This is a genomic window from Streptomyces sp. NPDC005931 (assembly GCF_042871235.1).
In the GTDB taxonomy this organism is placed as follows: Bacteria; Actinomycetota; Actinomycetes; order Streptomycetales; family Streptomycetaceae; genus Streptomyces.
On sequence record NZ_JBIAIG010000003.1, the window covers coordinates 330,728 to 354,353 of the forward strand.

Genomic DNA, 23,626 nt, shown 5'->3' on the forward strand with positions numbered 1-23,626 from the left:
GGCCTGCGGAGGAGAGAGGGCCCGAGGGCCCTCGAAGAGAAGGGGCGCCTGGTGTTCACAAGCGTACTGATGATCGAGAAGGCACTGACGTCCGCCGACGTGGAGTTCCTCACCACGTTGCACGGCGACGAGCCGGTCTCCTTCCACGTGCTGCTCCAGCCGCGCGGCGAACAGGCGGACCGGCTGCTGCGGGCCATCGACGACGTCGCCCTCGGCGAGCTCGACGAGGCCGTCCGCGAGGGCGAGACCCCCGAGGGCGAGGAGGCCAGGAGCGTGGGCGAACAGGCCCTGGACGTCTCCCTCCGGGCCCTGCGCGCCTCCGGCGACGAGGCCGAGGGCCGACTCGTCGAGGACCACCCGCTGGACGCGCTCCGGGCCATGGTCGAGGAGGTCGACGCGGACGAGGTCATCGTGCTGACCGACCCCCACTACGTGGAGGAGTTCTTCCACCGGGACTGGGCCTCCCGGGCCCGGCACAAGGTGGGAGTGCCGGTGCTGAAACTGTTCTCGCACAGCAAGGCATAGGCTGGGGCGGCGCCTTCCCGCGAGGGCGCGAAGACCGTCGTCCCGATCGCCGCACCACTGGGAGAAACACGTATGGCACCCGGCCTTCCCCCCGCCATGGACCGACCGCACTTCCTCGGCATCGGCGGCGCCGGAATGTCGGGCATCGCCAAGATCCTCGCCCAGCGCGGGGCGAAGGTGGCCGGCAGCGACGCCAAGGACTCCGCGACCGCCGAGGCGCTGCGGGCGCTGGGCGCCACCGTGCACATCGGCCACGCGGCCGGGCACCTCGCCGAGGACGCCAGCTGCGTGGTCGTCTCCTCCGCGATCCGCCAGGACAACCCCGAGCTGGTCCGCGCCGCCGAGCTGGGCGTCCCGGTGGTCCACCGCTCCGACGCCCTCGCCGCCCTGATGGACGGCCTGCGGCCCATCGCGGTGGCCGGCACCCACGGCAAGACCACCACGACCTCCATGCTCGCCGTCGCCCTCACCGAGCTGGGCCGCGAGCCGTCGTACGCCATCGGCGGCGACCTGGACGCCCCCGGCTCCAACGCCCGGCACGGCGAGGGCGAGATCTTCGTCGCCGAGGCGGACGAGTCCGACCGCAGCTTCCACAAGTACGCGCCCGAGGTGGCGATCGTCCTCAACGTGGAGCTGGACCACCACGCCAACTACGCGTCGATCGAGGAGATCCACGAGTCCTTCGAGACGTTCGTCGGCCGGATCGTGCCCGGCGGCACCCTGGTGATCTCCGCCGACCAGGACGGCGCGCGGGAGCTGACCCGGCGCCTGCCCGGCACGGTGCGTACCGTGACCTACGGCGAGTCGGCGGACGCCGACGTGCGCGTGCTGTCGGTCGTCCCGCAGGGGCTCAGAAGCGAGGTGACCGTCGAACTGGACGGCTCCCCGCTCACCTTCACCGTGTCCGTCCCCGGCCGCCACTACGCGCACAACGCGGTGGCCGCACTGGCCGCGGGCGTCGCGCTGGGCGTCCCGGCCGCCGAACTGGCCCCGGCACTGGCCGCGTACACCGGGGTGAAGCGGCGCCTCCAGCTCAAGGGCGAGGCGGCGGGCGTCCAGGTGATCGACTCCTACGCCCACCACCCGACCGAGATGACGGCCGACCTCGAGGCGATGCGCGCCGCCGCCGGCGACGCCCGCATCCTCGTGGTCTTCCAGCCGCACCTGTTCTCCCGCACCCGGGAACTGGGCAAGGAGATGGGCCAGTCCCTCGCCCTGGCCGACGCCTCCGTCGTGCTCGACATCTACCCGGCCCGCGAGGACCCGATCCCCGGCGTGACCAGCGAGCTGATCATCGAGGCGGCCCGGGCGGCCGGCGCGGACGTGACGGCGGTGCACGACGCGGCGGACGTCCCCGAGGTGATCGCGGGAATGGCGGAACCCGGCGATCTCGTTCTCACCATGGGAGCGGGCGACGTCACCGACCTCGGCCCGCGCGTCCTGGACCGTCTGTCGAAGTAAGGGGCCCAGCTCATGCCGTACGACGTGGAGAAGCCGGACGAGCAGTGGCGCGCGGAGCTGTCGCCGTCCGAGTACGCCGTCCTGCGCCGGGCGGCCACGGAACCCGCCTTCACCGGCGAGTACACCGACACCAAGACCGAGGGCGTCTACTCCTGCCGCGCCTGCGGCGCCGAACTGTTCACCTCCGAGACCAAGTTCGAGTCGCACTGCGGCTGGCCGTCCTTCTACGACCCGAGGGACTCCGACGCGGTCGAACGGGTGGAGGACCGCTCCCACGGCATGGTCCGCACCGAGGTGCGCTGCGCCCGCTGCGGTTCCCACCTCGGGCACGTCTTCGAGGGCGAGGGCTACCCGACGCCCACCGACCAGCGCTACTGCATCAACAGCATCGCGCTGCGGCTGCGGCCCGCGCAGGGGTGAGGCGCGGGTCCGCACCGCTGAGCCGAACCGCCGACGGGCGCGCCCGTGCCCGTCGGCGGGACACCGAACGGCAACGGAAGCGGAGCGGCACCCACTAGCCTGCCGGGACCTGCGGCGAACCCGCCTGCTCCGGCCCCTGATGCCGGGGCCCGGGGAGGGGGGCCGTGGTCGCCCGGGGTATGACGTGGCTGGGGAGAATCACGTGCTGCCCGTGGTCCGTGGACGGGTCGTCGATGAGTTTCAGGACCAGTTCGCCGGCCTCGCGGCCGATGTCCCAGGGTGACTGCGCCACCGTGGACAGGTCGAACAGGTCGGCCACCGGGTGGTCGTCGAATCCCAGGACCGACATCTGCTCGGGCACGTCCATCCGGGTCGTGCGCAGGGCCCGGATGGCGGTGACGGCGACTTCGTCCTGTTGCGCGAAGACGGCGGTGGGCGGCTCGCGCAGGCTGAGCAGTTCGCCGAGTGCCTTGGCGGTGCCGCCCTTGTCGGCACAGGGTGTGGCGACGACGAGGTCGTCGTCGAGGGGCAGACCCGCTTCGGTGAGTGCCTGCCGGTAACCCAGCAGCCGCTCACTGGAGCTGAAGCAGAATCCGCTGGCGCCCGTGGCCCGGATGAAGGCGATCCTGCGGTGACCGAGGTTGAGCAGGTGCCGTGTGCCGTTGAGCGCCCCCGCCACATCGTCCACGTACACGCTGGGACGCCCGTCGACGTGCTGGCTGACGTAGATGACCGGCATCCCCAGGTCGTCGAGCCGTGCGCTCTCCTCGTCGGTGAGGTCGAAGGAGAACACCAGCAGTGCGTCGGCGTTGCGGCGGGCCGGGAGGCGCTCGAAGAAGGAAGCGCGCTCGGCCAGGTCGGGAATGACGTACAGGTTCAGTTCCAGCCCCGCCGCGCGCAGCAGGGGGCCGAGGGCTGACAGGGCCGAGCCCATGAACCACGAGTTCAGGGTGCAGACGAGCACCGCCACGGTCCCCGTCTTCCCGGTGACCAGGCTCGCCGCCTGCCGGGAGACCGCGAAGTCGAGTTCCCTGGCGGCCCGTTCGACCCGGGCACGGACTTCGGGGGACACCGTGGACAACCCGCGCAGGGTGCGCGAAACCGTGGACGTGGAGACCCCGGCCCGTTCGGCGACGTCAGCCATGGTGGGGTGTCGCTGAGCTGGTGGCATGGGCCGGACGGTAGCACAGGGGCCGACCGCGGCGCGTCATCGGTGACAGCGCTGTCAGCAGCGGCAATCCCATGCGAAAGCCCGGGATCCGGGCAGTGACTTCTGCGGATCTCCGGCATTACCGGCGCGTAACGCATTGACGTCCAGCAACGGCGCTTCTAGCGTGCAAGCGTTGTCCTGAGCGGTTCAAGTGCCCCCTCTTGCTTCTTCGAGAGCACCTTTGACCTGCACTTTCTTTCCAAGATGCGCTGTGACAACGCGGTCTTGGGCAGTAGAGCCATCCGGCGCCGACGCGGAAGGTCCCCTCCCGGGATCCGCGACGCCTCCGGTCCCGCACGACCAGGAGAGACAGTTGAAGACCAGGATCACCAGAACGTTCCAGTGCTCGGCCGTGCTCACCGCCGCCGGGCTCGTACTCGCGGCCTGCGGATCGTCCGGCGACAGTGGCCGGGAGCAGGCCGGAGCGGGCTCCTTCGAGGGCCGCGGACCCATCACGTACGCGGCGGGCAAGGACACCACGGGAACCCTGCAGCCGGTGCTCGACCGCTGGAACGAGCTCCACCCCGAGGAGAAGGTGACCCTCGTTCAGTTGCCGACCGACGCGGACGCCCAGCGGCAGCAGATGATCCAGAACGCGGAGACGAAGTCCGACGCCTACACGGTGCTGTCGCTGGACGTCGTGTGGACGTCGGAGTTCGCCGCCCACCAGTGGATCGACCGACTGCCGGAACAGCACTTCCCGCTGGGGAAGATGCTCAAGCCCGTGGTGGAGACCGCGAAGTACCGCGGAGGCCTCTACGCGGTCCCGGCCAGCTCCGACGGCGGAATGCTGTACTACCGCACCGACCTGCTGAAGAAGGCCGGCATAGCGGGTCCGCCGAAGACGTGGGCGCAGATGAAGGACGCCTGCGCCGAGGTGAGGAAGCTGCCCGAGGGCAAGGGCATGTCGTGCTACGCCGGGCAGTTCCAGAAGTACGAGGGCCTCACCGTGAACTTCGCCGAGGCCGTGAACTCCGCGGGCGGTGTGGTCACCGACGCCGACGGCACGCCCGACGTCGACACCCCCGCCGCCCGCAAGGGCCTGGACTTCCTCGCCGGATCCTTCAAGGACGGCACGATCGCCAGGGAAGGCATCACCTACCAGGAGGAGGACAGCCGTCAGGCGTTCCAGTCCGGCAAGCTGCTCTTCCTGCGGAACTGGCCGTACGTGTACTCCCTGGCGCAGAAGAGCAAGGTGGCCGGAAAGTTCGCGGTCGCCCCACTGCCCGGCCTGAACGGACCCGGTGCCTCCAGCCTGGGCGGCCACAACCTCGCCCTGTCGTCCTTCGCGAAGAACAAGGCGACGGCACTGGACTTCATGAAGTTCTTCAGCAGCGAGCAGACGACCCGGGCCTTCCTCGAGGACGCCTCTCTGGCGCCGCCGTACGCCGGTCTGTACGACGAGCCGGCGCTCGTGAAGCAGTACCCGTACCTGCCCGTCCTGAAGGAGTCCGTCCTGCGGGCCGTGCCGCGTCCTCGTGTCGTGCAGTACGGCGACGTCACGTCGGCGATGCAGCAGGAGGCATACGCCGCCCTGAACGGCACCAAGAGCACCGAACAGGCGCTGACGGACCTGCAGAAGGCCCTGAAGAACGCCATGGGGCAGTGAGGCGGGCCATGTCCGACACGAGGACACCGACCGGTACCGCGACTCGTCCACCCGGCGGCAGCACCGGCCGCCGGGCCGGGCGGACCACCGCACCGGCGGTCCGCCGCGCCGGGGCGGACCGCGCCACCGCCGGCTCCGGCCGCATGGCGGCGATACTCGTCTCTCCGACACTGCTGGTGCTGACGGTCGTCGTGCTCTACCCGACGATCATGGCACTGACCGAATCGCTGTACGGGCCCAAGGGGCTGGATCCCAGCACCGGCTTCATCCGCAGCACCGAGCCGTTCGTGGGGCTCGAGAACTACGCGGACATCCTGGGGGAGGCCGGCGGCCGGTTCTGGAACGCCTTCTGGAACACCACCTTCTTCACCGTCGTGACCGTCGCCCTGGAGACGGTGATCGGCGTGGGGATGGCACTGATCATGCACAAGGCGTTCAGGGGGCGGGCCGTGGTGCGGGCCGCCATCCTCATCCCCTGGGCGGTCCCCACCGCCATCTCCGGTCTGTTGTGGCGCTGGATCTTCAACAGCAACGGCATCGCCAACGGGCTGCTCGGCCACCAGATCCTGTGGACCACGGAGGGCTTCCAGGCCAAGGTCGCGGTCATTGTCGCCGAGGTGTGGAAGACCGCCCCGTTCGTCGGACTGCTGGTCCTGGCAGGTCTCCAGGTGATCGGCAAGGAGGTGTACGAGGCCGCCCGGCTCGACGGCGCCGGCCCGCAGCGTCAGTTCTGGCACGTCACCCTGCCGCTGGTGAAGCCGGCGCTGCTGGTGGCGATCCTGTTCCGCTGCATGGACGCCCTGCGCATGTTCGACCTGCCGTACATCCTCGTCGGCGCACAGAAGCACTCGGTGGAGACCCTGTCCATGCTCGCGCAGAACGAGGCGTCCAACGTCCGCTTCGGTCCCGCGTCCGCCTACGCGGTGCTCCTCTTCCTCTACGTCTTCCTGGTCGCGTTGGCCTTCGTCCGGCTGCTCGGCACCGATCTCGTCGGCGCCGGCGGGTCCCGGGACCGGCGCAGGGGACGAGGCGGGCTCCGCAGGGCCCTGTTCCCCGGTCGCCGGGAGGTGACGGCATGACCGTGTCGGCGAAGTGGCGCGGCCGGCTGCTGTACGCGGGCGTTGCCGCAGTGGTGGCCTACTGCCTGGCCCCCTTCTACTGGATGCTGGTCTCCAGCCTCCGGCCCGCTTCCGACCTCTTCGACATCTCGCTCGTCCCGTCCCGCGTCTCGTTCGGCAACTACCGGGCGGTGTTCGACCCCTCGCAGGGCTTCGCCCGTGCGTTGCTCAACAGCCTGATCGTCGCGGGCGTCACCACCGTGCTGGCACTGGTGCTGGCCACGTTCACCGCCTACGCGATGGCCCGTCTGGACTTCCGCTTCAAGCGGCTGATCCTCACCCTGATCATCGCCACGTCGATGTTCCCCGTCGTGTCGATCGTGGTTCCGCTGCTGAAGCTGTTCACTGACCTGGGATGGATCAACACCTACCAGGCCATGATCGTGCCGAGCATGTCCTTCGCGCTGCCCCTCGCGGTGTGGAACCTGACCGCCTTCTTCCGGCAGATGCCGGACGAACTGGAACACGCTGCCATGGTCGACGGCTGCACCCGTGGCCAGGCGTTCCGGAAGGTCATCGTCCCGCTCGCGGCGCCGGGCATCTTCACCACCGCGATCATCACCTTCATCGCCGCATGGAACGAGTTCCTCATCGCCCTGTCGATGACCAACAAGCCCGCCATGCAGACGGCACCGGTCGCCATCTCCAAGTTCACCGGGGCGACCACCTACGAGGTCCCCTTCGGCAGCCAGATGGCGGCCGGAGTCCTCGTGACCGTGCCCCTGGTGGTGATGGTGCTGCTCTTCCAGCGCCGTATCGTCGCCGGACTCACCGCCGGCGCAGCCAAATGAACCGGGCGGCCCTGCCGCCCCCCGCCCCTCCGCCGAAGGAGTACAGCATCAGCATGTCCGGTACCGCACCGTGGTGGCGCAGCGCCGTCATCTACCAGGTCTACATCCGCAGTTTCGCCGACGGGAACGGTGACGGCGTCGGCGACATCGCCGGCATCCGCTCGCGCCTGCCCTACCTGAAGGAACTCGGCGTCGACGCCATCTGGATCAACCCGTGGTACAAGTCGCCCATGGCGGACCACGGGTACGACGTGGCGGACTACCGGGAGATCGACCCCCTCTTCGGCACCCTGTCCGACGCCGAGCAACTGATCGAGGAGGCCCACCGGCACGGCATCCGTGTCATCCCGGACATCGTGCCCAACCACACCTCCGACCAGCACGCGTGGTTCCGGGCCGCGGTGGCGGCCGGCCCCGGCAGCCCGGAGCGGGAGCGCTACATCTTCCGCGCCGGCCGCGGGGCCGACGGGGACGAGCCGCCCAACGACTGGGTCTCCTGCTTCGGAGGGCCGGCCTGGACCCGGCTTCCCGACGGCGAGTGGTACCTGCACCTGTTCGCGCCGGAGCAGCCCGACCTCAACTGGGAGCATCCCGAGGTCCGGGCGGAGTTCGAGTCGGTTCTGCGGTTCTGGTTCGCGCGCGGTGTGGACGGCTTCCGCATCGACGTCGCACACGGACTCGTCAAGCACCCCGATCTGCCCGACCTGCCGCCCCTCCAGGGCCGCCCGAACGGGGGAGCGGGGCAGCGTGTGGAGCATCCGCACTGGGACCGCGACGAGGTCCACGACATCTACCGTGCCTGGCGCAAGGTGGCCGACGAGTTCCCCGGGGACCGGTCATTCGTCGCCGAGGCATGGGCCGACAGCCCGGAGCGGCTGGCCGCCTACGTTCGCGCCGGCGGCCTGCACACGGCCTTCAACTTCGACTTCCTGATGGCGAGCTGGGACGCGAAGGACCTGCGGTCGGTCATCGACGACTCCCTCGCCATGCTCGGCGGCGTCGGCGCACCGGCCACCTGGGTGCTCTCCAACCACGACGTCATGCGCCACCCCAGCCGCTACGGCCGCAGGACCGTCAAGCGGTGGGTGGCCAACGAACGCTACCGGCCGGAAGGAGCCGCCGACCTCGAACTGGGCACCCGGCGCGCCCGCGCCGCCGCCCTGCTGATGCTCGCCCTCCCCGGCGGTGCCTACATCTACCAGGGCGAGGAACTGGGCCTGCCGGAGGTCGAGGACCTCCCGGAGTCCGTGCTCCAGGACCCGGTCTGGGAACGCTCCGGGCACACCGACCGCGGCCGCGACGGATGCCGTGTGCCGATCCCCTGGTCCGGCCGATCCGCGCCGTACGGCTTCAGCCCCGAGGGCGCCACTGCCGCGCCCTGGCTGCCCCAGCCGGCCGACTGGGGCCGGCTCGGCGTGGAGGCGCAGACCGGCGTCGACAACTCCATGCTGGAGCTCTACCGGGCCGCCCTGCGGCTGCGCCGTGAGCACCCGGCACTCGGCGACGGCCCGCTGATCTGGCTGAACGCCCCCGATCGGGTCCTGTCCTTCCGCCGCGAGCCCGGCTTCGTCTGCGTGGTCAACCTCTCGGTCGAGCCGTGTCCGCTCCCCGAGCACACCTCGGTGCTGCTGGCCAGCGGACTCCTGCAGGACGGGGTCCTCGCTCCCGACCAGGCGGTCTGGCTCGCCGAGTAGCCACTCACCACGCACGAAGGCCGGCCCCGTCCGGTGCCGGGACCGGACGGGGCCCGCACCGCAGGGGCCGGACCGGCAAGCCGGACACGGCTCCCCAACCGAACGGACACCCCTGCCCATGCCCCAGCAGATCCGCCGCGTTCTCGTCCGGTCCCTCGACGACATCGTCATCGAGCACGTGCCCCCTCCGTCCCCCGGGGACGGCGAACTCCTGGTGCGCAGCAGCGTCGTCGGCGTGTGCGGCTCCGACATCCACGCCGCGGCCGGGCACCACCCCTTCATCGACCTGCCCTACCGCCCGGGCCACGAGGCGGTGGGAGTCGTGACTGCCACGGGGGGCGGAGTCGAGGGCTTCGCTCCCGGCGACCGGGTCGTCGTCGAGCCCAACCTCCACTGCGGCCGATGCGCCCCCTGCCGTTCCGGCCGTTACAACATCTGCCAGGACCTGAAGGTCTTCGGCTGCCAGACCCCCGGCGCGATGGCCGACCTGTTCACCCTTCCCGCCGACCGTGTCCACCGCGTGCCCGACGGCCTGACCGATCTGCAGGCCGCCCTCGTCGAACCGCTGGCCACGCCCATGCACGCCGTGGCCAAGGCCGGTGACCTCACCGGCCGCACCGTCGCCGTTCTCGGCGCCGGTCCCATCGGACTGCTCACTCTCGCTGCCGCCCGGCACGCGGGGGCGGCCCGGATCGTCGTGACCGACCTGCTGGAAGGCAAGCGGCACAGGGCGCTGCGCCTCGGCGCGGACGCGGCTCCACCTGCCGACGCCCCTGACCTCACCGCCCTGGCCCATGCGGCGCTCGGTGGTCCGGCCGACGTCGTCTTCGACTGTGTGGCCCGGGAGCAGTCCATGGCCCAGGGCACCGATCTGGTCGCCAAGGGCGGCCACATCGTCGTGGTCGGCGTGGGCACCGCAGGCACCACCCCGGTGCGTCTGGACCTGATCCAGGACCGGGAGATCCGCGTCGAGGGAAGCCTGATGTACACCACCGAGGACTACCGCGGCGCCATGGCGCTGATCGCGTCCGGCGCCGTGCGTGCCACGGACGTCGTCACGGCCACCTACCCGCTGGAAGAGGCCGCGAGGGCGTTCAGGGCGTCCCTCGACCCGGAGCAGGTCAAGGTGCTGGTCACCGTGGACGGTCCGTAGACACCGCCCCGGCGGGGACGCTCGAGTGCCTCGAGTGCCTTGAGACCCGCGAACGCGACGGCCCTCTCACCGGACACCGGCGCCTTACGAAACGAGGACGTCGGCGGCCCCGCCGTGCCACATGCGCGCCCGGGGGTGCGAGGCTGGCCGTATGGAGCAGCAACAGCCGCGGGCAGGGAGCGGGGCCAGGGTCCTCGTCGTCGACGACGACCCCACCGTCGCCGAGATCGTCACGGGTTACCTCGACCGGGCCGGATACGTCGTCGACCGGGCCGGTGACGGCCCCGACGCGCTCGCCCGGGCGGCGGCACACTGGCCCGACCTCGTCGTCCTCGACCTGATGCTGCCCGGCATGGACGGCCTGGAGGTGTGCCGCCGGATGCGCGGCCACGGACCCGTGCCGGTGATCATGCTCACCGCGCGGGGCGACGAGGACGACCGCATCCTCGGACTCGAGGTCGGCGCCGACGACTACGTCACCAAGCCCTTCAGCCCGCGTGAACTGGTGCTGCGCGTCGAGTCGGTACTGCGCCGCGCCCGGCCCCCCGCGACCGCGTCGGGCACCCTGCGGGCGGGCGGCCTCTCGGTCGACCCGGCGGCCCGCAGGGCCACCAAGAACGGTGCCGAACTCGCCCTGACCATTCGTGAGTTCGACCTCCTGGCGTTCCTGCTGAAGAACCCGGGGAGGGCCTATGCCCGGGAGGAGCTGATGCGCGAGGTGTGGGGCTGGGACTTCGGTGACCTGTCGACCGTCACCGTGCACGTCCGGCGTCTGCGCGGCAAGGTGGAGGACGACCCGGCGCGGCCCCGGCTCATCCAGACCGTGTGGGGCGTCGGCTACCGCTTCGACCCCTCCGCCGGTGAGGAGCGGCCATGAGCGACACCGTCCTCATCGCCCTGTTCGCCTTCGTCGGCGCCGCCGCGGCCGGGCTGCTCGGCGCGCTGGTGCTCATGCTGATCCGGCGGTGGTCCTTGACCGCGCACCTCGCGGTGGTCGCCGGCGTCGCCGTGACGGCGATGCTCGCGGGCACCCTGGCGGTGGCCGAGGCGATGTTCCTCTCGGCGCACGACCTGACCGTGGTGACGACGGTCGTCGCGATGGCCGCCGTCGTCTCCATGGCCACGGCGCTGCTGCTGGGCCGCTGGGTCGTCGCCCGCAGCCGGGACCTCACGCTCGCCGCGCGCTCCTTCGGCGACGGCGGGGACTTCGCCGCGCCGCACCTCCCGGCCACGGCGGAACTGGCGGCGCTGAGCCGCGAGTTGGAAGCCACCAGCGCCAAGCTTGCCGAGTCCCGGGACCGGGAGCGCGCCCTGGAGTCGTCCCGGCGTGAGCTCGTCGCCTGGATCTCCCACGATCTGCGCACCCCGCTCGCCGGCCTGCGGGCGATGGCGGAGGCGCTGGAGGACGGGGTGGCGACCGACCCCGACCGGTATCTCCAGCAGATCCGCACCGAGGTCGAGCGCCTCAACGACATGGTCGGCGACCTCTTCGAGCTCTCCCGTATCCACGCGGGCGCACTCACCCTGTCCCCGTCCCGCATGTCCCTGTACGACCTGGTCGGCGACGCCCTCGCGGGCGCCGACCCGCTGGCCCGTGAACACGGCGTACGGCTGGTCGGGGACCGGGTCGAGCCGGTGCCGGTGGAGGTGGACGGGCGGGAGATGAGCCGGGTGCTGGGCAACCTGCTGGTCAACGCCATCCGCCGGACCCCGGCCGACGGCACGGTCGCCGTCGCCGCGGAACGCTCTGACGAAGGCGTGGTGCTGTCCGTGACGGACGGCTGCGGCGGCATCCCCGAGGAGGACCTGCCCCGCGTCTTCGACACCGGCTGGCGCGGCACCCACGCCCGCACCCCACCGGCCGGCGCGGGCCTGGGCCTGGCCATCGTCCGCGGCATCGTGGAGGCCCACCGGGGCAGCGCCACGGTCCGCAACGTCACCGGCGGCTGCCGCTTCGAGGTGCGCCTGCCCACGGCGGGGAAGTGAGGGCACACCCTGCCGGAGCCCCGCGTCGCGAACCGGTCGGGCGCCTGAGGCGATGGGGCCGCGTGGATCCACGGTGCCTCGGGCGTCGCCGTACCGCGGCCCGGTGAGTGCGCCGGCGGCGCACCCTCGGGTCCGGTTCCCTCCGCGGGGAGGAAGCCGGACCCGGGTGCCGTGATGGACACTCCTCACGTGACCAGGTAGGCCCGGTGGACGGTCTGGGTCAGTGCTCCTCCCTTGGTGTCGGTGAGCAGAACCCGGAGGGAGACCGCGCCTGCTTTGGCAGGGCTCCTGACGGTCACGTACCGGCCGCTCTTCGTCGTGGTCACCTTCAGGGACTTCCAGGTCCGGCCGCTGTCGGACGACGCCTGGACAGTGATCTTCTTCAGACCCTTCCCGGCCGCCGCGCCCTGAACGGTGAACGGCACCTTCACGGACGTGCCCTTCTTCGCGGTGCTCGTCAGACCGAGGTCCGGTGCGAACCGCACGACCGAGGCGTTCACCCGGTGGTCACGCTGATCCGCCGGCCGCTCGGAGGTGAACGTCCACACGGCGGTCACCCGGGTGCTGGTCGCCGCCGTTCCCAGAGCGCGGTGGACGTCGGTGGTCAGCCGGTAGCCGGCCTTGGACGCGGGGACGGGGACCGCTTCACCGTACGGCGCGGACCTGGACTCCCAGATCTTCTTCCCGTCGCGGTACAGCGCCGTCCTCGCGGTGCCCTGGACCACGTCGCCCTGGTGATCCCGGCCGTCAGCGAACAGCGGGATCTGCGGGGTCAGGATGTCGCCGTTGCGCCAGATTCCGGTGTACGCCGCCCGCAGGGACGGCCCCGTGACCGCCGTGTCGAACCGCTCGCTGTAGCTCTTGCCCGGGGTGTACGCACGGGCCGGGGAGTAGTACGTCGCCTCGTGGCGCTGCTCGTGCACGTAGGAGCCGAAGTGCAGACTCCACCGCGCCCCGCTTCCGCCCAGGTACTCCACCGAGGTGCCCGGCAGCGACTGGGCGAAGGCCACCGATCCGAGGTACAGGCTGCCGACCGGGTCGGCCATCACGGTCAGTGTTCCGGTGCGACCGGTGACCGAAGTGCCCAGCCCGACGGTGACCTTGGCCAGTTGACGGGTCGTCACCTTCTGGCTCAGCCCGGTGTACATCGAGCCGGCGCGGCTCCACACCAGGCGGTAGTTGGTGAGCGTGGTGCCCTTCCTGGGGGCCTGCCACACCGCCGTGGCGCCGGCCGTCAGCACACTGTCGGGCAGCTTGGCACCCACGTGTGCCGTGCGGAAGCCCTTGAAGGAGGTCAGCCAGTGGCTCTGCTCGAACCACATGCCGTCCTTCTGGACCATGTAGCCCATGACCGCCGACTTCTGCGCGGCCCGTGCGTCGGGCACGGTGACGTCGACCGGCTTGGCCTTCCGTGCGTCGAGGGCGACCGTGGTGTCACGGTCGAGGTGCAACAGGGGCTGAGCCAGCCAGTCCAGACCGCTGATCTGCGCGCCGTCGGTCGTGGTGATCACGGTGTTCAGGGTGTAGTCGCCCTCCGGAAGGCGCAGCGTGACGGTGCCGTCCGACTCGTACGGCCACTCCCAGACACCCGTGCGGTGGGAGACGAGCGTGGTCGCGTAGTCGGCGGTGGCCTTGCCGCTGCGTGAGGTGTGCCTGAGCGTCAGGTCGTACATGTCGACCTCGCGGAGCACCGTGCCCGTGACCCGGACCGTTTGGCCGTCGTCCGCGGCGGCGGTGATCACGGAGGTCAGCGTGCCGTTGTCGGCCGGCCTGCTGGTGTCGGCGGTGACCGACGCCTCGGCCGTGCCGCCCGCGGGAACGGCCAACGTGGCCGGGCTGACGGAGAAGGTGCCGTGGGAGTCCGGGCTGCCGTCGAAGGTGTACTCCCTCACCGACAGGCGCAGGCTCACCGGCCGGTCGCCGTCATTGCGGTACGTGACCGTCCGGGTCACCGGCAGGTCGTCTTCGTGCGGTGCGGCCTGCGTGCCGAAATCGAGGGTGCCGGGAGAGGCGGTCAGCGTCTGCCGGACCGACTGCGCCGCGTCGACCCGTCCCGTGCCCTCTGCGGTCGGAGCCAGACCGGCGCCCTCCCTGGTGGACGCAGTGAGAACGGACTTGAGGTGGTCGGCCTGCCAGTCGGGGTGCTTCTGCGCCAGGAGCGCCGCCGCGCCCGCGACGTGCGGAGTGGCCATCGACGTGCCGCTGAGGGACGCATAGCCGTCCGGGCCGGGGTCGCCGATGACGCCGTGCGCAGCCCTGGCGGCGACGATGTCGACGCCCGGTGCTGTCAGGTCCGGCTTCAGCAGGCCGTCGGCGGTCGGTCCGCGGCTGGAGAAGCCGGCGAGCGCGTCGCTCTTGTCCACCGCGCCCACGGTCAGAGCGGAGGCGGCGCTGCCGGGGGTGCGGACGGTCCCGGAGGTCGGACCCTCGTTGCCGGCGGCGACCACGAACAGCACTCCCCTGTCGGCCGTCAGGGTGTTGACGGCCTGCTCCAGCGGGTCGATGCCCTGGGCGTCGAAGCCGCCGAGGCTCATGTTGATCACCTTTGCGCCTTCGTCGGCGGCCCACTGCATGCCCGCGACGATGCCGGACTCGGTGCCGTAGCCCTCGTCGTCGAGCACCTTGCCGTCGAGGATCCGGGCTCCCGGAGCCACACCCTTGTACCTGCCGTCCGCCTTCTCACCGGATCCGACGATGGTGGACGCGACGTGCGTACCGTGGCCGTGCCGGTCGACGGCATCCGCCGACGCACTGAAGTTCCGCTCGGCCACCTGCCGTCCGGCCAGGTCCGGGTGCGTGTCGTCGACTCCCGTGTCCAGCACGGCCACCTTCACACCGGTGCCGTCGTATCCGGCCTTCCACACGTCCGGCGCCCCGATCTGCGGCACGCTCCGGTCGAGCGCGGTGCGCACCGCACCATCGAGCCAGATCCTCCGTACGCCGGGGGCGGCCCGCAGCCGGCCGTCGCCGGTCTCCTCCGTGAGGGCCTGCCACACGTCCACCGCGTCACGCCGCGGCTGGGCGACCGTGTCGGCGCCGATGCCCGGCAGCTTCCTGCCGAACCTGCCGTCTGCCGCTCTCACTTCGTCCTTCGTGCCGGTCGCGGCTCCCTTGAAGGCGACGATCAGGGGAAGGGCGGCGCGGTGCGCGTCGTCGTACCCGTCCTCGAGCAGACGGGTGACATTGAGCAGGCGCCGGTCGAGTATCCCCGTGCGCAGGAGCGGGACGGCATCCTGCGGTACGACGTAGGTGTCTTCGCCGGTCCGTTGGACGGCGATCGGGACGTCGCGGCCCTTCCCCGGGCGCACGGTCGTCACTCGTCCCTCGGAGTCCACCCCGACCCGGTCACCCGTGACCAGGGTGATGGTGCGCGAGGCCGGGCTCGCCGACGGGGCGTCGGCACGTTCGTCTGCGGTGCCCCCCGGCGCCGTCACCAGAGCGGCGCCGAGCGCGGTCACGCAGAGGGCCGATAAACCCGTGTATCGGGCTGTACGCATTTCTCCCCCCTCAGTTGTTGGGGTGATGCGGAATGCCGCCCGGCACCGGGCGGCACGTGCCGTCCGCAGAAAGGGGGCGGAGCATCGCTTCTCACACAAGCAGGGAGGGACGGAAAACACCACAGTGGTTGCCATGGGACAGGCACTGAACAAGCCGGGCAGGGCCGAACGGCAGGGGGGCCAGGGCCGTTGTGCCCTGCTGGGGCTCCGGCCTGGAAATCCAGCACCGTTCCGCTTCCACATGAACCCGGCCGGGGGTGCGGCTTCCTCGAATTCCGGTGTCCTGAACTGCCTTCGCGAAAGCGGAAGTCGAGCCTTTCGGCCCTGAGGTGCAGGCTCCGGACGGCATGGATACGACGTGCAGCCGCCACCCCCTTGTTTTCCGGTCGGGTAATCCGGACGCGGAGGGCATGGGGCGGGGCGGTTCCGGGCGCGCCCGCCGAGGGACTGTGCGATCTCCGGTGGGCCCGCAGCCGTCCGGCGCGAGGGCGCGCCCCGGCACGGCGTGGAGACCGGTGTGTGTGCGTGTCGCGCTCCGGAGGGCCGGTCGGGGTGGCGTCTACACTCGACCGGCGGCAACGCGCGACCTCGGCCAGGAACCTCCGCCCACCGAAGGGTATTCGGCGTCTTGATACGGATCGACTCAGTCACGAAGCGGTACCCGGACGGCACGGTGGCGGTCGACCGGCTGTCGCTGGAGATCCCCGACCGCTCGATCACCGTCCTCGTCGGCCCCTCGGGCTGCGGCAAGACGACCACGCTCCGCCTGATCAACCGGATGGTCGAACCCACCGAGGGCACCGTCCTCCTCGACGGCGAGGACGTCCGGCGCCGCCCGGTGACCACGCTGCGCCGGTCCATGGGGTACGTCATCCAGAACGCCGGGCTCTTCCAGCACCGCACCGTGATCGACAACATCGCCACCGTGCCCCGCATGCTCGGCTGGGGCAGGCGCCGGGCCCGGGAGCGGGCGGCGGAGCTGATGGAACGAGTGGGTCTGGACAACTCGCTGGCCAAGCGCTACCCCTACCAGCTCTCCGGGGGTCAGCAGCAGCGGGTCGGCGTGGCACGGGCGTTGGCCGCGGACCCGCCGGTACTGCTGATGGACGAGCCCTTCTCGGCCGTCGACCCGGTGGTGCGCAAAGGCCTCCAGGAAGAACTGCTTCGTCTCCAGGACGAGTTGGGCAAGACCATCGTCTTCGTCACGCACGACATCGACGAGGCGATCATCCTGGGCACGATGGTCGCCGTGCTGCGCGAGGGCGGCCGGCTCGCCCAGTACGCGCCGCCCGCCGAACTGCTGGCCGACCCGGCGGACGCCTTCGTCGAGGACTTCCTCGGTACCGACCGCGGCATCCGGCGCCTGTCCTTCTTCCCCTCCGCCGGCCTGGAGTTGACCACCGACGCCGTGGTCCGGGCCGGCGCCGGAGCCGAACGCGTCGCCGCGGCCGACGCCCCGCACCTGCTGGTGACCGACGCGGAGGGCCGCCCGCTCGGCTGGGCCGCCCGGGACGAGCCGGGCGCGGCGGACCTCGGGACCGACCGGCTCCTGCCGTACGGGCGGTCGTTCGTGCCCGGCGTCGACTCCCTGAGGGTCGCCCTCGACTGCGCCGTGCTCTCACCCACCGGCTGGGCCGTCGCCGTCGACACGGGCGGCAGGGTGACCGGAGTCGTCTCCCAGCAGACCATCGCCGAGGCGATCCGCGCCGCGCACGCGCGGGGCCGCGCGGACCGGGCGGGAGTCGCCCCGTGAACGGCCTCTTCGACGTCCCCAGCGACCTCCAGCACAGCTACTTCGGCCTGATCGGCCTGCACGTGCGCGAGGCCCTGCTGCCGGTGGCCGCCGGACTGCTGCTCGCCCTGCCGCTCGCCCAGCTCTGCGTGCGGCTGCGCTGGCTCTACCCGCCGGTCATCGGCGTGACCACCGTCCTCTACGCCATCCCCTCGCTGGCCTTCTTCGTCGTCCTCATCGACTACACCGGCCAGACCGAACTCACCGTGATGATCCCGCTGGCCGTGTACAGCCTGGTGGTGCTGGTCCCGGCGATCGTCGACGCGGTGCGCTCGGTCCCCGAGGAGACCCTCGCCGCCGCCACCGCGATGGGCTTCGGCCCCGTACGGCGCTACCTCCAGGTGCAGTTGCCCATCGCCGCGCCCGCCGTCATCGCCGGCCTCAGGGTGGCCACGGCCTCCAGCATCTCCCTGGTCAGCATCGGGGCCCTGATCGGCAACCAGGGCGCCCTCGGCAATCTGCTCGCCGTCGCCCTGAAGTACGACCGGCCCGAACTCGCGGTCAAGTCCGTGATCGCGACGGCCCTGCTGGCGATCCTGTGCGACGCCCTCCTGGTCCTGCTGCGGGTGCTGCTGACCCCCTGGATGCCGCGCGGCGGGCCCGCCCGACGCACACCCGCCCCGCCCCGGGAACGCCCCGAACCGCGACAGGCGGCGGTCCGGTGAACGTCCTGAACTTCGTCAACGCCTTCTTCGGCGACAGCGCCCACTGGCACGGATACGACGGCATCCCCCGGCGCCTCCTCGAGCACGTGCGGTACTCGCTGCTGGCCCTCGTCCTCGCCGCGGCCGTCGGTCTGCCCGTCGGACTGCTCACCGGGCACACCGGACGCGGCGGGAACGCGCTTGCCCTCATCGCCACCGCCGCCCGCGCGCTGCCGAGTTTCGGCCTGCTGGTGCTGATGTTCGTGCTGCTGGACTTCGGTCTGCTGCCCGTGATGATCCCGCTGGTCGTCCTCGCGGTCCCGCCGATCCTGGTGACCACCTACGAGGCCGTCCGTTCCGTCGACCCGTCGCCGGTGGACGCGGCCCGGGGCATGGGCATGCACGAGCCCCGGATCCTCCTGCGGGTCGAACTGCCGGTGGCGCTCCCGCTGATCCTGAGCGGTCTGCGCTCGGCCGCCGTCCAGATCGTCTCGACGGCCACCATCGCCGCCTACGTCAGCCTCGGCGGGCTCGGCCGGTACATCGTCGACGGTCTCTACCAGCGCGACTACGAGAAGGTGGTCGGCGGCGCCACGCTGGTCGCCGCCCTGGCCCTGGTCACGCTCGCGGTGTTCTGGGCGGCGGGGAGGTTCGCGGTGTCCCCCGGGGTACGCCGGCGCTGACGGCCCGTCATGCACGAGACGACGCGACAACAAACCGTAATGAGGCCGTTCTTGACTCATCCAGGACGGCTGGATTGGATCGGTCAATGACTTCCAGCGTGCAGAGCAGCAGGTCCAGGGCGAAGCACACCGTCGCGGCCGCCGTCGTGTTCGCCGCCGCGGCGGCGCTGCTCGCCGGCTGCTCCTCCGACGACACCCCCGACAACCCGCTGGCGGGCGAGAAGGCGGACGCCGGCACCGTCGTCGTGGGCTCGAACAACTTCGCCGAGAGCACGCTGCTCGCCGACATCTACGGCGAGGCGCTGCGGGCCAAGGGCTTCAAGGTCACCTACAAGCACAACATCGGCAGCCGCGAGACCACCTACGGCCTGATGAAGAACGGCTCCATCACCGTCCTGCCGGAGTACAACGGCTCCCTGCTCGCCTACCTCGACCCCAAGGCCGAGCAGAAGTCCGCCGAGGCCGTGAACACCGCCGTGAAGGCCAGGCTCGACAAGAAGCTCACGATCCTCGACTCGTCCCCGGCCGAGAACAAGGACTCGGTGAGCGTCAACGCCGAGACCGCGAAGCAGTACGGCCTGACCTCCTCGTCCACCCTCGCCGACCTCAAGGACGCGGCACCGGAACTGGTGATCGGCGGATCGCCCGAGTTCCAGACCCGGCAGCAGGGCCTGAAGGGCCTGAAGGACGTCTACGGGCTGGAGTTCAAGTCGTTCAAGGCGCTGGACGCGGGCGGCCCGCTGACCCAGTCGGCGCTGTCGAAGAACACCGTGCAGGCCGCGGACGTCTTCACCACGGACCCGACCATCGTGAAGGAGAGGTTCCTCGTCCTGAAGGACCCGGAGAACCTGTTCGGCTTCGCCAACGTGACCCCGCTGGTTCACAAGGACGGTCTCTCCCAGGAGGGCGTCGACACGCTCGACGAGGTCTCCGCGAAGCTGGACACCAAGACCCTGCTCGACCTGGACGCCCAGGTGATGCTGGAGAAGAAGGACCCGCTGGAGGTCGCCAAGTCCTGGCTGAAGTCGGCCGGTCTGGACTGACCCCACCCACCGCGCCGGTGCGGACGGGCGTTCCTCACCGTGCCGGGGCGGCAGTCGCGATCAGCCGGTCGATCAGGGCGATCAGCACGTCCCGGCACGACTCCCGCTCGCGCGCGTCGCACAGCAGCACCGGCACCCCCGGCGGCAGCGCCAGCGCCTCCTGTATCTCCTCCGGGGGATACGGGTGCCTGCCGTGGAAACCGTTGACGCCCACGACGAACGGAATGCCCCGGCGCTCGAAGAAGTCGATCGCCGCGAAGCTCGACCGCGGCCGGCGCACGTCGACCAGGACCACCGCGCCCAGCGCGCCCAGGGCCAGGTCGTTCCACATGAACCAGAACCGCTGCTGACCCGGCGTACCGAACAGGTACAGCACGAGGTCGTCGGAGACGGTGATCCGCCCGAAGTCCAGGGCCACGGTGGTGGCCCGCTTCTCCGCGATGCCGTTCAGGTCGTCGACGTCCAGGCCCGCCATGGTCAGCGGCTCCTCGGTGCGCAGCGGCACGATCTCGCTCACCGAGCCGACCATGGTCGTCTTGCCCACGCCGAAGCCCCCGGCGATCAGGATCTTGACCGTGTCGGGTGCCGAACGCCCCACGGACGGGCGGACGGTGGGGTCAGAGCCGGCCAAGGCCGTCCCTCACTTTCTTCAGCAGGTCCAGGTCCGGGGTGGCGCGCGTGACGGGGTGCGGCGGGTGGACGATGATCCGGCCCGCCTCCAGGAGATCGCACAACATGATCACGACCACGCTGACCGGCAGGTCCAGTCGGGCGGCGAGCTCCGCCACGGCGACGGGCTCGGCACACATCCGCAGGATCCGCGTGTGCTCCGGCTGCGGGCGGCCGGCGGTCCGGGGCTGCGGATCGGCCGCCGTCACGGTGGTGATCAGGGTGAAGTCGGCGCGGCTGGGCCGGGTGCGCCCACCAATCAGGGCGAACGGTCGTACGAGCCGGCCCGCCGCATCGCCTCCGGTCACCTCACGCGCCGGGGCCGACGGGGCCGGCCGCGCCCCGCGGTGCCGCGCTGAGGTGCTCGCCGATCTTCTTCACCAGCATGTTCATCTGGTACGCCACCACGCCGACGTCCGCACCGGGGCCGGTGAGCACCACGAGATGGGCGCCGGGACCGGCCGAGGTGAGGACCAGGAAGCCGTTGGCCATCTCGATGAGCGCCTGGCGCACCGGGCCGCCGCGGAAATCCATGCTGACGCCCTTGCTGAGGCTCATCAGACCGGAGGCGGTCGCCGCGAGGCGCTCGGCGTCGTCGCGCAGGAAACCGGTGGACTTGCTCACCACCAGCCCGTCCTCGGAGAGCACCACGGCCTGGTTCACGTCGGCGACGCGCTCCACGAGTCCGGTCAGCAGCTGGTCCAGCTGGGTGTGCGTGGCGGGGGCGGGGCGTGTCATGGCGATGGTCCTTCGTCGGCGGTGGTGGTACTGCGGCTCGTGCTGGCTCGGCCAGTGGTGGTTCGGCCGGTGCTCAGGGGCCGGCGGTCTGGTGGGTCACTTCGGCGGGGTCGCAGGCGTCGGCGTCGCGGGCCCGGAGGGTGCCGCGCTGGAAGCCGGCCAGGGAGGAGGCGGCGCGTTCCGCGGTGAAGTCGTCGGGCGTACCGTCCCCGGGATCGGGCGCCGGTTCCTCACGCAGCTCGGCGGCCAGGCTGGTCTGGGGGACGCGGCGGGGGAGCGGGGCGAGGCCGTCACGCGGGCGGGCGGGTACGGCGGCGGACGGCGGGGCGGGGGCCGGGACGCCGGTGCCGTTGGGGGTGGTGGGCGAGGGCGCCGTGCGTGACGGACCGGTCCCTGACGGTTCGGTGTCCGACGGAGGGGTGTCCGAAGGGGCGGTCCCTGACGGTTCGGTGTCCGAAGGATCGGTCACGGCATGATCGGTACTCGCCTTGCCGCTGCCGTTGCAGGCGTTGGTCCCGGTGCTGGTCCCGGTGCCGGTCCCTCCGCCGTCCGCCGCGCCGTCCGCCGCGCCGCCCGCCGGGGCGACGGCCGCGCGCGGCCCGGCGGCCGCCGGCGTCGAAGCCTCCGCCGCGTCCCGGACCACCACGTCGTGCGGGATCAGCACGATCGCCGTCGTCCCGCCGTAGGGCGAGGGGCGCAGGGTGACGGTGATGCCGTGCCGGTGGGCGAGCTGGGAGATCACGAACATGCCGAGCCGGAGGTCGTCGGCCAGCGCCACCACGTCGAACTTCGGCGGCTGCGCCAACTGGGCGTTGAGGGACGCGTAGTCCTCCTCGGACATGCCGAGCCCCCGGTCCTCCACCTCGACGGCGAGGCCCTTGGCCACCATCGAGGCCCGCACCGCGACGGGGCTCGGCGCGGGGGAGTACAGCGTGGCGTTCTCGATCAGCTCGGCCAGCAGATGGATCACGTCGGCCACCGCGGGCGGCGCGAGGGCGACCTCCTCGTCCGTGTGCAGTTCCACCCGCCGGTACTCGGCCACTTCGCCGACGGCGCTGCGCAGGATGTCGACCAGTGCGACCGGCTCGCTCCAGGACCGGCCCGGCCGCTCCCCGCTGACGACGACCAGGTTCTCCTCGTAACGGCGCAACTGACTTGCCACGGAGTCCAGTTCGTACAGGCCCTTCAGCACATCGGGGTCGGTGTGCGTGCGTTCCAGCGTGTCGAGCTTGCTGAGCTGGAGGTTGACGAGGTTCTGGCTCTGCCGCGCGATGCCCAGAATGATCTTCTGGAACCCGCGCCGGGTGTCGGCGAGTTCGATCGCGGTGTGCACGGCGGTGCGCTGCGCATGATTGAACGCCCGGGCGACCTGGCCCAGTTCGTCGTGGCCGTAGTCCAGCAGCGTGGTCGCCGACTCCGCGTCGACCTTCTCGCCCCGCTCCAGCCGGGCCACCACGTCGGGCAGCCGCTCCTGCGCCAGGCCGAGGGTGGCCAGGCGCAGACCGCGCAGCCGACGGGACAACGAGCGGGTGATCCGCCAGGACATGCCCACGCACAGCAGCAGTGCGAGCAGTCCCCCGGTGCTCAGCGCGGCGGCGGTCAGCAGCAGGCCGCGGGCCTCGTCGGCGCTGCGGGTGAGCAGTTGGTCGGTCTGCTGCCGGATCATGGCGCTGTACTGGGCGGCGACCGTGTCCAGGGCGGCGTTCCACCGTTCGCGCGCGTCGGGTACGGGAATGTCGCCGCCCCCGTCCGCCGCGCGGGCCGCGAGCACCCGGTCCTCGATCTCCTGGAGCGTCCGCCACTCGGGGCTGCGCAGGATCCGCTCGGTCTGGGCCTTGGCAGTGCCCCGCAGGGACGGCACGATCTGGTCCTCCACCAGCCAGCGCCGGGTGCCGACCAGCTCCGCGAAGTCGGCCCAGGCCCGCTCGTCGAGGTGCCCCGAGGGCCAGGCGAGGGCGAGGCGCGCGTCCTCCTGGGAGACCAGCTCGGCCGCGTGCTCCAGCGCGACCAACGGGCCGGCCTGCGAGGTCAGGTCGCCGTCGTCGACCTGGGACAGCTCCTGGAAGGCGTGGATCTGGTCGTCGATGATCGAGGTGTACTGGTCGAGTGCCTGTCCGGCGGTGATGTCACCGGGGTCGTCGACCTGGTCCCGGTAGTACTCGAGGCTGCCCACCGAGCCGAGCACCGAGTACAGCCGGTCCGAGACCCGTGCGGGCGCCTCGGCGATCGCGTCCGCCTGCCGGACCAGCTTCGCCACCGCCGCGTCGGTCCGCTCCCGCTGCGCGTCGAGTTCCGCCCGGCGCTCCTCCTGCCGGCCCGCGTCCCCCGGGCCCGGCCGGGAGGCCAGCCACGCCGCCGACAGTCTGCGCTCCCGCTGGAGCGCGAGCGTCGCGTCGGTGCCCATCGCGCCGGTGGACCGGCTCAGCTGGGTCTGCGCACGCAGGTGCAGCCCCTCCGAGAACATCTGGATCGTCGTCACGCCCCACATGGCGGCGAGGGTGACGCCGGGCACCAGAGCCAGGAGCACCAGCGAAAGACGTATGGAGCCGAGACGGCGCCGGGCACCTGTCCGTGGAGACATCGTCGTCCTAGG

At 71.4% G+C, this 23,626-nt stretch carries 20 protein-coding genes; 14 read left to right on the forward strand and 6 right to left on the reverse strand.

Annotated features, from left to right (window positions below):
- The first annotated feature begins 69 nt into the window (after positions 1-69).
- From ACFYOV_RS09040 to msrB, 3 genes are all read left to right on the forward strand, one after another.
- Positions 70-525, forward strand: a complete 456-nt coding sequence (locus ACFYOV_RS09040; protein WP_389085600.1) for an indole-3-glycerol phosphate synthase — start codon at positions 70-72, stop codon at positions 523-525.
- A 72-nt stretch (positions 526-597) separates the two neighbouring features.
- Positions 598-1,986, forward strand: a complete 1,389-nt coding sequence (gene murC, locus ACFYOV_RS09045) for a UDP-N-acetylmuramate--L-alanine ligase (RefSeq protein WP_389084737.1) — start codon at positions 598-600, stop codon at positions 1,984-1,986.
- A 12-nt stretch (positions 1,987-1,998) separates the two neighbouring features.
- The gene (gene msrB, locus ACFYOV_RS09050) at positions 1,999-2,406 is read left to right on the forward strand and encodes a peptide-methionine (R)-S-oxide reductase MsrB (RefSeq protein ID WP_389084739.1); all 408 of its coding nucleotides are present in this window, start codon (positions 1,999-2,001) and stop codon (positions 2,404-2,406) included.
- A 94-nt stretch (positions 2,407-2,500) separates the two neighbouring features.
- Here msrB and ACFYOV_RS09055 read toward each other — a convergent pair whose 3' ends face one another.
- Positions 2,501-3,577 carry a LacI family DNA-binding transcriptional regulator gene (locus ACFYOV_RS09055; protein WP_389084742.1) on the reverse strand — a complete coding sequence of 359 codons (1,077 nt, stop codon included), beginning with the start codon at positions 3,575-3,577 and terminating at the stop codon, positions 2,501-2,503.
- Between the two features lie 352 nt (positions 3,578-3,929).
- Between ACFYOV_RS09055 and ACFYOV_RS09060 the strand changes: the two genes are divergently transcribed.
- The 7 genes from ACFYOV_RS09060 (at position 3,930) to ACFYOV_RS09090 (ending at position 11,967) form a co-directional block, all read left to right on the forward strand.
- A complete protein-coding gene (locus ACFYOV_RS09060) occupies positions 3,930-5,225 on the forward strand; it encodes an ABC transporter substrate-binding protein (RefSeq protein WP_389084744.1) in 1,296 nt (431 codons plus the stop codon).
- Between the two features lie 8 nt (positions 5,226-5,233).
- On the forward strand, positions 5,234-6,304 hold the full coding sequence (locus tag ACFYOV_RS09065) for a carbohydrate ABC transporter permease (RefSeq protein ID WP_389084746.1): 1,071 nt from the start codon (positions 5,234-5,236) through the stop codon (positions 6,302-6,304).
- Entirely contained in the window at positions 6,301-7,134 is an 834-nt protein-coding gene (locus ACFYOV_RS09070; RefSeq protein WP_389084748.1) for a carbohydrate ABC transporter permease, read from the forward strand. Before ACFYOV_RS09065 ends, ACFYOV_RS09070 begins: the two co-directional genes overlap by 4 nt.
- Before the next feature lie 53 nt (positions 7,135-7,187).
- A complete protein-coding gene (locus ACFYOV_RS09075) occupies positions 7,188-8,828 on the forward strand; it encodes a glycoside hydrolase family 13 protein (protein WP_389084750.1) in 1,641 nt (546 codons plus the stop codon).
- A gap of 118 nt (positions 8,829-8,946) precedes the next feature.
- Positions 8,947-9,981: a zinc-binding dehydrogenase gene (locus ACFYOV_RS09080; RefSeq protein WP_389084753.1), complete on the forward strand. Its 1,035-nt coding sequence runs from the start codon at positions 8,947-8,949 to the stop codon at positions 9,979-9,981.
- 151 nt (positions 9,982-10,132) lie between these two features.
- Entirely contained in the window at positions 10,133-10,858 is a 726-nt protein-coding gene (locus ACFYOV_RS09085) for a response regulator transcription factor (RefSeq protein ID WP_389084755.1), read from the forward strand.
- Positions 10,855-11,967 (forward strand): sensor histidine kinase, encoded by a 1,113-nt coding sequence (locus tag ACFYOV_RS09090; protein ID WP_389084758.1) that lies wholly within the window; start codon positions 10,855-10,857, stop codon positions 11,965-11,967. Before ACFYOV_RS09085 ends, ACFYOV_RS09090 begins: the two co-directional genes overlap by 4 nt.
- Positions 11,968-12,152: 185 nt before the next feature.
- Here the strand turns inward: ACFYOV_RS09090 and ACFYOV_RS09095 are convergent, their stop codons facing one another.
- Entirely contained in the window at positions 12,153-15,425 is a 3,273-nt protein-coding gene (locus tag ACFYOV_RS09095; RefSeq protein WP_389084760.1) for a S8 family peptidase, read from the reverse strand.
- A 667-nt stretch (positions 15,426-16,092) separates the two neighbouring features.
- Here ACFYOV_RS09095 and ACFYOV_RS09100 point away from each other — a divergent pair.
- From ACFYOV_RS09100 to ACFYOV_RS09115, 4 genes are all read left to right on the forward strand, one after another.
- Positions 16,093-17,217 carry an ABC transporter ATP-binding protein gene (locus tag ACFYOV_RS09100; protein ID WP_389084763.1) on the forward strand — a complete coding sequence of 375 codons (1,125 nt, stop codon included), beginning with the start codon at positions 16,093-16,095 and terminating at the stop codon, positions 17,215-17,217.
- Complete coding sequence (locus ACFYOV_RS09105) at positions 17,214-17,921, forward strand: ABC transporter permease (protein WP_389084765.1); 708 nt, start codon at positions 17,214-17,216, stop codon at positions 17,919-17,921. Before ACFYOV_RS09100 ends, ACFYOV_RS09105 begins: the two co-directional genes overlap by 4 nt.
- Positions 17,918-18,583 carry an ABC transporter permease gene (locus tag ACFYOV_RS09110; protein ID WP_389084768.1) on the forward strand — a complete coding sequence of 222 codons (666 nt, stop codon included), beginning with the start codon at positions 17,918-17,920 and terminating at the stop codon, positions 18,581-18,583. Before ACFYOV_RS09105 ends, ACFYOV_RS09110 begins: the two co-directional genes overlap by 4 nt.
- Positions 18,584-18,669: 86 nt before the next feature.
- Positions 18,670-19,626 (forward strand): ABC transporter substrate-binding protein, encoded by a 957-nt coding sequence (locus ACFYOV_RS09115; RefSeq protein ID WP_389084770.1) that lies wholly within the window; start codon positions 18,670-18,672, stop codon positions 19,624-19,626.
- Positions 19,627-19,660: 34 nt separating this feature from the next.
- On the opposite strand, the gene ACFYOV_RS09120 is transcribed toward ACFYOV_RS09115, so the two are convergent.
- The 4 genes from ACFYOV_RS09120 to ACFYOV_RS09135 all read right to left on the reverse strand — a co-directional run bounded on the left by ACFYOV_RS09120 (position 19,661) and on the right by ACFYOV_RS09135 (position 23,614).
- Entirely contained in the window at positions 19,661-20,257 is a 597-nt protein-coding gene (locus ACFYOV_RS09120) for an ATP/GTP-binding protein (RefSeq protein ID WP_389084773.1), read from the reverse strand.
- Positions 20,244-20,603: a DUF742 domain-containing protein gene (locus tag ACFYOV_RS09125; RefSeq protein ID WP_389084776.1), complete on the reverse strand. Its 360-nt coding sequence runs from the start codon at positions 20,601-20,603 to the stop codon at positions 20,244-20,246. Before ACFYOV_RS09125 ends, ACFYOV_RS09120 begins: the two co-directional genes overlap by 14 nt.
- Position 20,604: 1 nt before the next feature.
- Complete coding sequence (locus ACFYOV_RS09130) at positions 20,605-21,033, reverse strand: roadblock/LC7 domain-containing protein (protein WP_389084778.1); 429 nt, start codon at positions 21,031-21,033, stop codon at positions 20,605-20,607.
- Between the two features lie 73 nt (positions 21,034-21,106).
- On the reverse strand, positions 21,107-23,614 hold the full coding sequence (locus ACFYOV_RS09135) for a nitrate- and nitrite sensing domain-containing protein (RefSeq protein WP_389084781.1): 2,508 nt from the start codon (positions 23,612-23,614) through the stop codon (positions 21,107-21,109).
- Positions 23,615-23,626 lie beyond the last annotated feature (12 nt).